The 11,909-nt window shown below is 68.2% G+C and carries 14 protein-coding genes; 6 read left to right on the forward strand and 8 right to left on the reverse strand.

Annotation, left to right across the window (positions count from 1 at the left end; genetic code table 11):
- Positions 1 to 129: 129 nt before the first annotated feature.
- A complete protein-coding gene (locus ACQP1K_RS01555; protein ID WP_433499068.1) occupies positions 130 to 816 on the reverse strand; it encodes a response regulator in 687 nt (228 codons plus the stop codon).
- On the reverse strand, positions 813 to 1,958 hold the full coding sequence (locus tag ACQP1K_RS01560) for a sensor histidine kinase (RefSeq protein WP_433499069.1): 1,146 nt from the start codon (positions 1,956 to 1,958) through the stop codon (positions 813 to 815). Before ACQP1K_RS01560 ends, ACQP1K_RS01555 begins: the two co-directional genes overlap by 4 nt.
- A 180-nt stretch (positions 1,959 to 2,138) precedes the next feature.
- On the opposite strand from ACQP1K_RS01560, the gene ACQP1K_RS01565 reads away from it, so the two are divergent.
- From ACQP1K_RS01565 to ACQP1K_RS01575, 3 genes are read left to right on the forward strand one after another with little or no spacing between them, the layout of a single operon-like run.
- Positions 2,139 to 2,726 (forward strand): hypothetical protein, encoded by a 588-nt coding sequence (locus ACQP1K_RS01565; protein ID WP_433499070.1) that lies wholly within the window; start codon positions 2,139 to 2,141, stop codon positions 2,724 to 2,726.
- Positions 2,727 to 2,747: 21 nt separating this feature from the next.
- The gene (locus ACQP1K_RS01570) at positions 2,748 to 2,978 is read left to right on the forward strand and encodes a DUF5919 domain-containing protein (RefSeq protein WP_433499071.1); all 231 of its coding nucleotides are present in this window, start codon (positions 2,748 to 2,750) and stop codon (positions 2,976 to 2,978) included.
- On the forward strand, positions 2,975 to 3,814 hold the full coding sequence (locus tag ACQP1K_RS01575; RefSeq protein WP_433499072.1) for an inositol monophosphatase family protein: 840 nt from the start codon (positions 2,975 to 2,977) through the stop codon (positions 3,812 to 3,814). Before ACQP1K_RS01570 ends, ACQP1K_RS01575 begins: the two co-directional genes overlap by 4 nt.
- Before the next feature lie 159 nt (positions 3,815 to 3,973).
- Here ACQP1K_RS01575 and gap read toward each other — a convergent pair whose 3' ends face one another.
- From gap to ACQP1K_RS01590, 3 genes are all read right to left on the reverse strand, one after another.
- Positions 3,974 to 4,972 (reverse strand): type I glyceraldehyde-3-phosphate dehydrogenase, encoded by a 999-nt coding sequence (gene gap, locus ACQP1K_RS01580; protein WP_433499073.1) that lies wholly within the window; start codon positions 4,970 to 4,972, stop codon positions 3,974 to 3,976.
- A gap of 138 nt (positions 4,973 to 5,110) precedes the next feature.
- Complete coding sequence (locus ACQP1K_RS01585) at positions 5,111 to 6,058, reverse strand: GlxA family transcriptional regulator (protein ID WP_433499074.1); 948 nt, start codon at positions 6,056 to 6,058, stop codon at positions 5,111 to 5,113.
- 247 nt (positions 6,059 to 6,305) lie between these two features.
- On the reverse strand, positions 6,306 to 6,884 hold the full coding sequence (locus tag ACQP1K_RS01590) for a histidine phosphatase family protein (protein WP_433499075.1): 579 nt from the start codon (positions 6,882 to 6,884) through the stop codon (positions 6,306 to 6,308).
- Positions 6,885 to 6,996: 112 nt separating this feature from the next.
- On the opposite strand from ACQP1K_RS01590, the gene ACQP1K_RS01595 reads away from it, so the two are divergent.
- Both ACQP1K_RS01595 and ACQP1K_RS01600 read left to right on the forward strand, forming a co-directional pair.
- The gene (locus tag ACQP1K_RS01595) at positions 6,997 to 8,850 is read left to right on the forward strand and encodes a WD40 repeat domain-containing protein (RefSeq protein WP_433499076.1); all 1,854 of its coding nucleotides are present in this window, start codon (positions 6,997 to 6,999) and stop codon (positions 8,848 to 8,850) included.
- Positions 8,851 to 8,949: 99 nt separating this feature from the next.
- Entirely contained in the window at positions 8,950 to 9,345 is a 396-nt protein-coding gene (locus tag ACQP1K_RS01600) for a nuclear transport factor 2 family protein (RefSeq protein ID WP_433499077.1), read from the forward strand.
- Here the strand turns inward: ACQP1K_RS01600 and ACQP1K_RS01605 are convergent.
- The 3 genes from ACQP1K_RS01605 to ACQP1K_RS01615 form a co-directional block, all read right to left on the reverse strand.
- A complete protein-coding gene (locus tag ACQP1K_RS01605) occupies positions 9,297 to 9,752 on the reverse strand; it encodes a signal peptidase I (protein WP_433499078.1) in 456 nt (151 codons plus the stop codon). The two genes, ACQP1K_RS01600 and ACQP1K_RS01605, sit on opposite strands and share 49 nt — an antisense overlap.
- A gap of 54 nt (positions 9,753 to 9,806) precedes the next feature.
- On the reverse strand, positions 9,807 to 10,730 hold the full coding sequence (locus ACQP1K_RS01610) for a CDP-alcohol phosphatidyltransferase family protein (RefSeq protein ID WP_433499079.1): 924 nt from the start codon (positions 10,728 to 10,730) through the stop codon (positions 9,807 to 9,809).
- Between the two features lie 95 nt (positions 10,731 to 10,825).
- Positions 10,826 to 10,972: a hypothetical protein gene (locus tag ACQP1K_RS01615; RefSeq protein ID WP_433499080.1), complete on the reverse strand. Its 147-nt coding sequence runs from the start codon at positions 10,970 to 10,972 to the stop codon at positions 10,826 to 10,828.
- 294 nt (positions 10,973 to 11,266) lie between these two features.
- On the opposite strand from ACQP1K_RS01615, the gene ACQP1K_RS01620 reads away from it, so the two are divergent.
- Positions 11,267 to 11,875 (forward strand): hypothetical protein, encoded by a 609-nt coding sequence (locus tag ACQP1K_RS01620; RefSeq protein ID WP_433499081.1) that lies wholly within the window; start codon positions 11,267 to 11,269, stop codon positions 11,873 to 11,875.
- The last annotated feature ends 34 nt before the right edge of the window (positions 11,876 to 11,909 follow it).

Raw genomic sequence — 11,909 nt, forward strand, 5'->3', positions numbered from 1 at the left:
ATGGCCCGACGTCGAACATAGAGCGGTGGGATCACACCCGCTGTGATGGGTGATCATCGCCATGATTACCGGGCACTAGCAGCACGAGTACATCCAACCGGGATCACGCCAGTCCCCTGACCTGTGGGTTCACGTTGAATCGAGCCCAATGTGACGATTATGCGCCCCGCCTCGGTCGCCGGCTTGGACGAGGCCTGATTCGTACGCGAGGACTGCGAGTTGTACGCGGTCGCGGAGGTTCAGCTTGGTCAGCAGACGGGAGACATAGGTCTTGACCGTGGCCTCGGTGAGGAACAGCGCGCTGGCGATCTCGGTGTTCGATCGACCTCGTGCGACCTGCCGCAGCACGGCCGCTTCTCGTTCGGTCACGTTGGGCAGCGGAGCTGGACTGGTGGAAGGCGCGTTGGCGAACCGGTCGAGTAACCGGCGGGTGAGTTTGGGAGCGAGCATCGCGTCGCCCCGGGCCACGACGCGCACCGCGTGTACCAGGTCATCGGGAGGGACGTCTTTGAGGAGGAATCCGCTGGCGCCCGCCCGCAGGGCGCCGTACACGTACTCATCGAGATCGAAGGTGGTCAGCGCCATCACGCGGACGCCGGGCTGCTGCGCCACGATCCGCCGGGTGGCTTCGATGCCGTCCATCCGGGGCATCCGTACGTCCATGAGGACGACGTCGGGGCGGTGTTCGGCGCAGGCGGTGATGGCTTCGATTCCGTCTCTGGCCTCGGCGACGACCTCCAGGCCGCCCCTTTCGAGGATGAGTCGGAAGCCTTCCCGTAGAAGCGCCTGGTCGTCGACGATCAGGATGCGGGTCATGCCGGTTCCAGGGGAAGGACGGCGGCGACGGCGAACCCGCGGTCGGGCAGTGGGGCGGCTTGCAGCGTTCCGCCGTACAGCGTCGCGCGTTCCCGCATTCCGATCAGGCCGTGTCCGGTTCCAGCGGTGCCCGGGCGCCCGCGGCCGTCGTCTCGAACGTCGATGCGCAGCTTGTCGGTGCTGAATGTCACCGCCACGGTGACCTCGGTGGCGGCCTTGGCGTGGCGGCGCGCGTTGGTCAGCGCCTCCTGCACGATCCGGAATGCTGCGAGGTCGAGGCCGGCGGGCAGTGCCCGCGGCTCGCCGGCCACGACGAACTCCACGGGAAGCCCGGATTCCCGAGCGTCGTCGACCAGTGTCCGCAGGCCCGACAGTCCGGGCTGGGGTGAGAGCATGCCGACTTCGTCGGTGTCGCGCAGCATGGTGACTACCCGTCGCATTTCAGCGAGGGCACCGCTGCCGGTGCGTCGGATGGTGGCGAGAGCACCGCGTACCCGGTCGGGGTCGTCGGTGACCATCTGTTCGGCCGCGCCCGCCTGCACCACCATCACGCTCATCGCGTGTGCGACGATATCATGCAGTTCGCGGGCGATGCGGGTGCGTTCCTCGATGACGGCCTGTGCCGCCTGTTCGGCTGCGGCGACCTCGGCCGCCACCGCCCGCCGCTGGGAGGACTGGGCGTGGCGGGCCATGATGGACTGCCAGCGCCCGAAGGCGAAGCAGACGCTCACAACGCCCCAGTGGTACAGCATTTCGTTGAACCCGCCGAGCAGCTCGATGAACAGGTCGGCGTAGATGAGGCCCGCGCCGGCCATAGCCGCACCGATCCACGGTTCGCGTCCCTTGCCATGCCGCGCCACCGAGAACACGGCGATCAGGAACGGCACGAACTGCCCAAAGAACAGCAGGAACCCAAGCTGGCCCGAGGCGCATAGCCCGGCGATCGTCACGGCGGTCGTCGGGATCGGGTGGGTGCGCCGCCACCACAGCGAAGCCGCGACGACCAGCACCTGCACGCTCGTCGCGAGCGGATCCCCGTCGCCCTGCCGCGATTCGAGCGGAAGCCACACCTCGGTGAGGCCCGTGACCAGTACGGCCAGACACATGCCGACGTCGACGGTACGGCGCCACCACACGTCCATGGCGGTCAACTGTAGGGGACGGGGAGGTCGAAGACATCAGTCCGGAGTTGACATGGGCCGACCACTTTCGGCCGACTACAGCGACGGGCCGCTCAGACTTGACTGTCGCACATGACACGACACCTTCGACTTCTCATAGCGGTCTGCCTCCTCGCGTTCGCCCTGCTCAGCGTTGGCTTCATGGCCTTGCAGCCCGAGCTGCCCGATGACCGGGCGCAGTGGCTCGCCACGATCGCCGACGCACGTGCGGGCGCGGCGGCAGCCGCCCAGATGTTCCTCTGGTCCCAACTGCCGTTCGCGGTCTCGGTCGTGGGGCTGGTCGCCTGGCTGCGGCCGAGGTTCCCGCGGCTCACGATCATCGGTGGCGTGTTCGGGGTGCTCGGCGCGTTCGGCCACACCGTAGCCGGCGGTTGGACGCTCACCCAGGTCGTGATGGCCGACGAGCCCGCCCACCGTGACGCCTACTCCCAATTGATCGCCGCGCAGGAGCAGTCGGCTCTGATCGTCTCGTTCCTCATGATCGGTGTGGTCGGCACCGTGGTGGGCATGCTGCTGCTGTCGATCGCCCACTTCCGTTCGCATGCGCATCCGCGATGGGTCGGCCCGGTGCTGTGGGTGTGGCTCGCGGTGGAGTTCGTCGGCAGCGGCATCAGCCCGTGGGCGACGTACCTGTCCGGGCTGCTGCTCCTTGCCGGTTGCGGTGGGCTCGCGGCCGGCCTGCTCGCCGCACGCCAGGACGGTTGTAGATCTCATGCGGCGACCGGCTGAGCCGGGCGCTCGCGCGGCGGTGTGTCGATCTACGAGCCCGACGACGAGCCGGTGCCGTGGAACGCCACGCACCGCGACGAGAAGGCGCCCGGGTCCGAGGGATTGACATGTGTGGTGCGGCCGTACCTACCGGCCGCCCGCGGAGTCGGCTCGCCTACGCTCGTCATCGCCGACGACACCGCGGCCGACGGGCTGTTTCCCGTCTTCGATCAGGTCTTCACCTCTATATGGGAGCGGAGCACACCCGTATGACCATTGACGCCCGCGCACTACTGCCCATGGCTGAGCAGGCCGTCACCATCGCGAGCCACATCGTCAAGACCAGGCTCCCCGGAGTCGTCACAGCCAAGGGCGACCGCGACATGGTCACCGAAGTGGACTACGCCGTCGAGCATGCCGTACGCGATTTCCTGTCAGAAGAAACCCCGGAGATCGGATTCCTGGGAGAGGAGGAAGGGATCACCAGTGCCGGCGACGGCCTTATATGGGCGCTCGACCCGCTCGACGGCACGGCGAACTTCACCCACGGCATCCCCCTGTGCGGGACCTCGCTCGGCCTGATCGACCATGACCGCTCCGTTCTCGGCGTGATCGACCTGCCATTCCTCGCCACCCGGTACGCCGCAGCGGAGACGGCCGGAGCCACCGCCAACGGCCACCCGATCAGTGCCGGCACCACCACCACGCTGGAGGCCGCCATCGTCTCCGTCGGCGACTACGCCGTGGGGGAGGGAGCCGAGGCCGAGAACCGGATCCGCCTACCGCTGAACCACCGACTTGCGACACGGGTGCAGCGCGTCCGCATGTTCGGATCGGCCGCCATCGATCTCGCCTGGGTCGCCGAGGGCAGGACCGACGCCTGCGTCATGCTGTCCAACAAGCCTTGGGACACCGCCGCAGGCGTCATCATCGCCCGTGAGGCCGGCGCCATCGTCGCCGACATCGACGGCACCCCGCACACCGCCAACGCCCGAGCCACCATTGCCGCTGCCCCGGACATCCTCGCCGATCTCGTCGAATTGGTTGCCGGAGCCGCGAAGAATGCCGACTGTGGGACACGGCCTGGTCTGCCCGAGAAGCTCGCTTGACGATGAGAGAAATCACGGCCGCGATCCCGGCGGCCATGGTCGCGATGCCTCTAGGCGTGGCGATGCGGGCACGGGGTCGAGTCGCAGCACTCGATCGACCCGTGCCCATCTGGATCGCGATCTCCTCGTAGCGGCCGGGCTACGTACGATCTGGATCGGTCAGTCGCGCGCGAGCAGTTCGAGCGTGTCGACGACGCGGTTCGAGAAGCCCCACTCGTTGTCGTACCACGCCACCACCTTGACGTGTCCGCCGTCGACTCGGGTGAGAGCGGCGTCGAAGATCGAGGACGCGGGGTGGCCGGTGATGTCGCTGGAGACCAGCGGCTCGTCGGCGTACTCGAGGATGCCCTTGAGCCTGCCGTCGGCGGCGGCGCGGTAGGCCTTGAGCACCTCGTCGCGGGTGACCGCGCGAGAGACCGTGGTGTTCAGCTCCACGATCGAACCCACCGGGACCGGTACGCGGATCGAGTCGCCCGACAGCTTGCCGTCGAGGTTCGGCAGCACCAGGCCGATGGCCTTGGCCGCGCCGGTGGTGGTGGGCACGATGTTCACGCCTGCGGCGCGGGCGCGGCGCAGGTCGCGGTGAGGGCCGTCCTGCAGGTTCTGTTCCTGTGTGTAGGCGTGCACCGTGGTCATGAAGCCGTGCTCGATGCCGGCCAGGTCGTCGAGTACGGACGCCAGCGGAGCCAGCGCGTTCGTGGTGCACGAGGCGTTCGAGATGATCACATGCTCGGCCGGGTCGTAGGCTTCGGTGTTCACGCCATAGGCGAGCGTGACGTCGGCGCCGTCCGAGGGGGCGCTCACCAACACGCGTCTGGCACCGGCCTTGATGTGTGCGCGGGCGGCGTCCGCCGCTGTGAAACGGCCGGTGGACTCGAGCACGATGTCGACGCCCAGCTCGGCCCACGGCAGGTTGGCCGGTTCGCGTTCGGCGAGCACCTTGATGTGGCGTCCGTCGACCACGAGTTCGGCTCCGTCCACCTCGACGGGGCGGCCGAGGCGGCCGAATGAGCTGTCGTACCTGAGCAGGTGCGCGAGGGTCTCGGGGGCGGTGAGGTCGTTGACGGCGACCACTTCGAGGTCGCTGTCGCGCTCGAGCAGGGCGCGCAGAGTGTTGCGTCCGATACGGCCGAATCCATTGACGGCGATGCGGGTCATGGAGATTCCTTTCGCTACGGTCTCCATGGTCGGCGTCCGGGTGTCAGTCCGACAGCGGCTCGAATGACATGGTGCGCAAGGATCACGCCAGAACTTTCGCCACTGCCCGCAAGGATCGCGCCACATCTCCCTGGGCGTTCAGGCGGAAAAGGTGTGTCGGTACTCGGTCGGGGAGGTGCCGAGAATGCGCTGGAAGTGCAGACGCAGGTTCGCGCCGGTGCCGAGTCCGACTCGGTCGGCGATCTGCTCCACCCCCAGATCGGTGCGTTCGAGCAGTTCGCGTGCCAGGTCCACCCGGGCGCGGAGCACCCACTGCATCGGCGTGTAGCCGGTGTCCTGTTTGAACCGCCGCGAGAAGGTGCGCGTCGACACCCGCGCGTTGCGGGCGAGCACCTCGAGGGTCAACGATTCGGCGAGATGCGCCAGGGCCCACTCACGCGTGCTCGCGAACAGGTCGCCGAGCGGCTCGGGCACGCTCCGGGGAACGTACTGCGCCTGGCCCCCGCTGCGATAGGGCGCCGCCACCAGCCGTCTCGCCACGTGATTGGAGAGCCCGACACCGTGATCGCGCCGTACCAGGTGCAGGCACAGGTCGATGCCGGATGCCGCGCCCGCCGATGTGAGCACGTCGCCCTCGTCCACGAACAGCACGTTCTCGTCCACCCGTATAAGCGGATGCTTCCTGGCGAGAGCCTTCGTGTAGTGCCAGTGGGTCGTCGCCCGCTTGCCGTCGAGCAGGCCCGTCGCCGCCAGCGCGAACGCCCCTGTGGAGATCGCCGCGAGCCGGGTCCCGCGCTCGTGGGCGGCCATGAGAGCGCCGACGACCGTCGCCGGCGGTTCTGTGGTCGCCGGCTCCCGATAGCCGGGGATGAAGATGGTGTCGGCGTGCTCCAGGGCGTCGAGCCCCTCGGCCACGTGATAGGAGAGGCCGTCGCCGCCGGTCACCAGTCCGGGTGCGGCGCCGCACACCCGCACCTCGTACGGCATGCTCGGCCGGTTGGAGAACACCTGCGCGGGGATGCCGACATCGAGCGGCTTCGCACCCTCGAGCACGAGCACGGCGACCTGTGCGTTCTTCCGGCTCATCAGGCCTCCCTCGGCTCTCCCGCGATCGGAACGGGCATTCGTGCGCACCCGTGACCGCGATGACAGCTGCCGCAGGCATCCTGCCACCGTCCGGCGGATGACTCAGCACGCCGGCGCACGCCGGTCGGTACGGCCACCGCGATGGCGAAGGCCACTGGACGCGGGCCTTCGTTTCGCTGAACGGCGACGGCCGCGCAGCGGGAGCGGGAGCGGCGGATCTCGGCGGTCGGTCTCCGTCCCGGAGAGTTCATACCGGGGCGTTCCAGCGGAGCACGACCGGCTCGCCGTGCTCGTGTCCGAGCAGCGAACAGGTGCCGGTGTCGAGCCGGAGATGGCGCCCGTGGGCTGCGGGCAGCCCCAGCCATCGGGCCGCGAGCACGCGGAGCAGGTGGCCATGCGCGACGACGAGCGCGTCGCCCTCGGTCTGCCGGATCCGCGTGATGACCTTGTCGGCACGCTCGCCGACGTGCTCGACGGTCTCGCCCGGATGGGCCTGGTCCCCCGGGACGATACCGTCACGCCACACGTACCAGCCGGGGCGGGACCGGCGGATCTCGGCGGTCGTGATGCCTTCGTATCCGCCGTAATCCCACTCCCACAGGTCCGGATCCACCTCGTAGGAACTGATTCCGGCGAGCTCGGCCGTACGGCGGGCCCGCCGGGCGGGGCTCACCAGGATCAGCGAGAACGAGCGGGCGGCGACCATCGGCGCCAGGGCCCGGGCCTCCTGCTCGCCGCGCGCCGTCAGCGGAACATCGGTGCGGCCCGTGTGCCGGCCCGCTCTGCTCCACTCGGTCTCCCCATGCCGGAGCAACACGATCTCCATGTCCTCAGTCTCCCCGATGCCAGGGGCCGTCTTCTGCTACGAATCGGGGACCTCGCGTGGAAGACGACGTAAGGATGTTCCGGAGGCATTTGCCTGACCTCGGGAGGGTCTGATGCGGTTATCCGGGATCCGTACGCCCTTACTGCTGATCCTCTGCCTGCTGCCGGCCGGAGCCACGCTGCGGGCCTCGGACAGCGGGCCGCCGACATGGCCGTACGCATCGAGACCGTGCGAGGAGACGCCCACGACGCCGGTCCCCGCCTCGTTCGAACCTCCGGTGATCCTGGGCGGTGACGTGCACACGAACATGACCGCCGTGGCCATCGGACGGCTGGGATCGCGTCCCGTCGCCATCAGCGCGGGGGAGGAGCGCACCCTGCGCGTGTGGGATCTCCCCGGTCTCGTCCCCATCGGTCGGCCGGTCGAGCTGGATCGGACGATCACAGTGATCGGTGAGTCGCTGTTCGCGGGGCGGCCTCTCCAGGTCACGAGTGATGCCGGCACGGGTCCCGCCGTCGGCCGCATGAACGGCCGCACCGTACGGGTCGCCGCCGACGACGGGCTCCACGTGATCGATGTCGCCTCCGGACGGGAGGTCGGGCCGAAGATCGAGCTGGGGGAGGACAACGAGGTCAAGGCGCTCCAGCTCATCACCCTGAACGGGAGACTCACCGCTGTGATCAATGACACCGGCGGTGACGAGGACGAGGAGCCTGACTCGCTCCGTTTCTGGGACCTCGCGACCGGCGGACGGCTCACGGGCATCGACGGCGATTTCACCACCGTACGGAAGACACGGGTCAATGGGAGAACCGTCCTTCTGGCCGTCGACGGACCCACGGGAAACGTCTCCATCTGGGACGCCGCCTCGCGGAGACGGCTCGGACTCCTGCCCGCCGGCCGGCCACCCGGCGCCCTCGTCCACCTGGCCGTGGGCGAGCTGGACGGCAGGCCGATCGCGCTGACCGGCGGCGGCGACAACGCCCTTCGGCTCTGGGACCTCACCACCGCGGGGCAACTCGCCGCCACCGTTCCGACCGGTCATACCGAGACGATCAGGGCGATCACCGTCACCCACGCGAACGGCAGAACCGTGGCGATCACCAAGGGGGACGACCGTACGATTCAGTGGGATCTGACCACAAGGCGGAGAATCGATGATCCGCTCCCCAAGACGTACGACTCCATCGAGGACATCTGGCCTGACCGGCTACGGGGCCGCGATGTCCTCCTGGAGGAGGGGCCGGGTGGTGTACGGTTCCGTGATCTTATCGCCTCGAACCGGAGCGAGACGGACCGCGCCTTCAGGGGCGGCAGGGAGGTGTACGTCACCCGGGTCGGCGGCCGGACCGTGCTGTTCGGCGGGGACGACACCCGGGTCAAGGGGCGCTGGGCCGGGGACGCCCGAGTGTGGATCAAGGATGCGGTCACGGGCGCCCGGATCGGGACCCCGGTGGACATCGGCACCAGAACGCCGCTGTCGCTGACCACCCTGGCCGACATCGACGGCAGGCCGGTGCTCCTCGTCAGCCTGAAAAGGCGGGTCCGCATCCTGGACTTCAGAACGGGACGTCTCCTCGCCGCGGTGAAGGGGGTCGGCTCCAGCGAGTCTCCGATCGCCGTCGGCCATGTGCGGTGCACGACCGGAGTGCTCACCGAGCGCGGCGACACCGTTCACTTCTGGGATCTGCGGACCGGGCGGAGGCTCACGCCGCCCCTTCGCGGGCACACCGCACGCGTCCACCGGATCCTGTTCGGACGGCTCGGCGACATCCCGATCGCCGTGACCGCCACTCGGCAGGGTGAGATCCGCGTGTGGAACCTGGTCGACGGACGGCGGATCGGAGATCCGCTCGAGGTGCGCGAGGGTCTGGACGACATGGCTCTCGGCCATGTGAACGGGCACACCGTCCTGCTCGCCGGAGGACAGGCGGAACAGGTTCTGATGTGGGATCTGAGCGCGTAGGCCGTCGCGCACTCGTACGGACCGAGCGTCACCGAAATCGTCGGAGGCGATCTGTAGCATCGGCGCAGGCAAGCCGGATTCGATCGCTCAGGGAGTGTCGTGAACGTTCTGGAGGCCGCGCTGAGCTGGACGAACGCCTGGACGGTCGGATGGGCGCGGCAGGATGTCGAGCTCATCGTCGAGCGTCAGGCCGAGGACGGCGTCCATTGGTCGCAGCCCTTCCGCCCCCCGCATCGCGGCCGTCCCGGGCTCAGAGAGTACCTGGAGGATGTGTTCGCCTCGGAGGTCGAGCCGACGCGGGCCCGGTTCGCCCCACCCCTGGTGAACGGTGACCAGGCCGCGGCGGAGTACTGGGCGCTGTGCCACTACGAGGACGGACCGTTGATCATCTCGGGATGCACGCTGCTGAGGTTCGACGAGGAAGGCCTGGTCGCCGAGTCCCGGGATTACTCGTTCGTGGTTCCCGGGGAACACCCCTTCCCGTTCGATTGGTGATCTCCTCGCGCCGGAACCGCGTAGCCGGGGATGGACGGCCAGCGTACGGTGAGCACCACCGACTCCTCCTCGGCGTACCAGGAGTGATCGACGCCCTGCCCCCACACCACGTAGTCGCCCTGCTCGGTCAGCAGCACGCTGCGTCCCGGCAACTCCACCCGGAAACGGCCGCTGATCAGCACGAGCAGCGCCGTACGTTTCTCCCCGGTGACCCACTCGGCGCGCTCGTCGCCCCGTGGATGCACGCCCCACTTGATCTCGACGTCTTCGCTGTGCCGGAGGTCGCCGATCGGCTTGAAGTGCCCCAGGAGCCAGCCACGGTCGCCCGCCGCGTCGACGCCCGCTTTGCCGACATACACGTGCTCCGCCGGGCTCTCCGTCGAGCTTTCCACCGAGTTCTCCGCCACGAGCCGTGACGCTAACACGCGCTGTCGTGGTGCTGACACGGCCGGCGTGATCGGTCAGGCGTCGATCATGTGCGTGTGCCGCTTCGTCCGGATGTCGGCGAGCGCACGGGTGAAGTCGCGTGACGACAGCCAGAGCTTGTACATGATGGCGGCCTCGAAGGCGAGCAGCGGCACCGCAGCGCCGATCGTGATCACGCCGATCATGGCGGGGGAGACGAGACCGAGCAACGGGCCGACGATGAACACCGCCATCTGGAACTCGATGCCGCTCACCAGGTGCGTACGGACGCGACGCGCGCGAAGCCAGGTCCGGAAGGGGACGTACCACCCGTAGCGCGAGTGGAACTCCTCCTGCAGATCGACGGCCTCAGCCGTACCCGTCCGGCTCGGTTCCATGTCGAGGTCCGGCTCGGGATCGTCGCGCGGCGGGGACTTCGCCGGAGACCGCGGATCGGCCGGCGCGACCTCGTCGTACGCCGTCCGGAGTGCGCGGCGCATCTGCCGCCGCACCTTCGTCACCTGGAGCGCGTCGACGTAACGCAGCATGTCGAGGAAGACGACCCCGATGCCCAGGAGCAGGTAGAGGTCCTGTCCGGTCGCCCGATACTGCCCCCACATCAGGGCGAGCGCGCAGGCGAACACGCGGATCCGGTCGAAGACGTAGTCGAGCCAGCCGCCCAGGACGGTCCCGGTGCCCTTGAGCCGGGCGATCTTGCCGTCCACGCAGTCGAGGACGAAGCTCAGGTGATAGAGGACGGCGCCGGCGATCAGCCACATCGGGTCCGCCGTCAGGAAACAGCCGGCCGATCCCAGGCCGAGGAGGAACGCTCCCCAGGTGATCTGGTTGGGGGTGATCGAGGTCCGGTTGGCGACGGCGACCACCAGTCGGCTGGCCAGTGGGTCCACGAGGAAGACCGTCCACCAGGCGTCCCGCGCCTTGTAGGTCCGCGACCGAACATCTTCCAAGGTGAACTTCATGCAGACAACCTTCTAAATCAATTCGTGTTTCCAGGCCTACGCGGTGAATGTCCGCATTATGGTGCCTGTCCCATTTATGCGCTGATTCCGACGTGTCATGTTCCGTCGTCGACGTCGTCCACGCCCTCCCATCCGTTCTCCAGTTCGTCGTCCCGGTTCAGTGCGTGCGAATCGTCTCCCATGTGTGGGTCGTCGTCGACCCCGAAAAGCGTCGCCAAGTGCTCTAAAAGCGACTTAACCATTGGATTTACCTCGTGGCTGACCGGAGCTCGTGGCAATGCTCGGTAACCCATGCTTATTGCCCATGCTTATTAACCCATGGAATTCCGTCGTCCGCACCCGATTCTCCGCCCCCGGGGGATCACGGGTGATGGTGTGGCGATCTTCGCGATCGTGACACCATTCGCTCTTCTGGAATAAGAGATGAAGAGCTTTGACCCGACATTCAGCGTGTACGCCGTGATCAGCGAGGATGTGCCGCTTATCGTCTTCTCGTCACCCTTTTTCTTCAGCGTCCACGACCTCGGGGAAGTCTGATGCTCGTCTGTACGGCCGCGGCCAGTCTCATCGCCGTCCTCCTCGCCGGGCCGCCGCCCGCGCCATCCGCGCAGGCCGGTCCGAATCCGGCTCGGGCCGGTGGCCCACAATCGGCCGGCTCCGTGCTTCCTGTCGGCAACGGATTCGCGTTCGGCAACAGACCACCGATGGCCAACGGCGTTCCCGCCGGCGGCCCGGGGCGCAGCGAACCCAAGGCACGCCACATCGTGACGATGGGCAAGGACGGGGTGCGGAAGGAGATCGTCGTCGTCCCGCTGCCGATCGACGCCACCGGGATGCCCGCCGGGCCGGTGCAGATCCCCGACCTCGGCTTCCAGAACTTCCAGACGGCCTCGACGGTGCCGCGGCACAAGGGCGGGCACGAGACCGCCCCCCAGTGGCGGGACCGGAACTGGGACAGGGCGTGGGAGCAGCGGCGCGAGCAGAACGGCGGGCACAGGCCGCAGGCCAAGCGCGACCGTCGCCATCAGGCGGAGAAGAAGCATCACTCGAAGACGAAGCGTCAGGCGAAGGCGGGGCATCGCGCCAAGGCGGGGCATCGCTCCAAGGCGCGGCAGCACTCGAAGGCGCGTCGCCGTCACAGGTGACGCCTTGAAGCCGCCACAGGCGAGCACGGCGGCG

This window comes from Sphaerimonospora sp. CA-214678, assembly GCF_050942215.1.
GTDB lineage: Bacteria > Actinomycetota > Actinomycetes > Streptosporangiales > Streptosporangiaceae > Sphaerimonospora.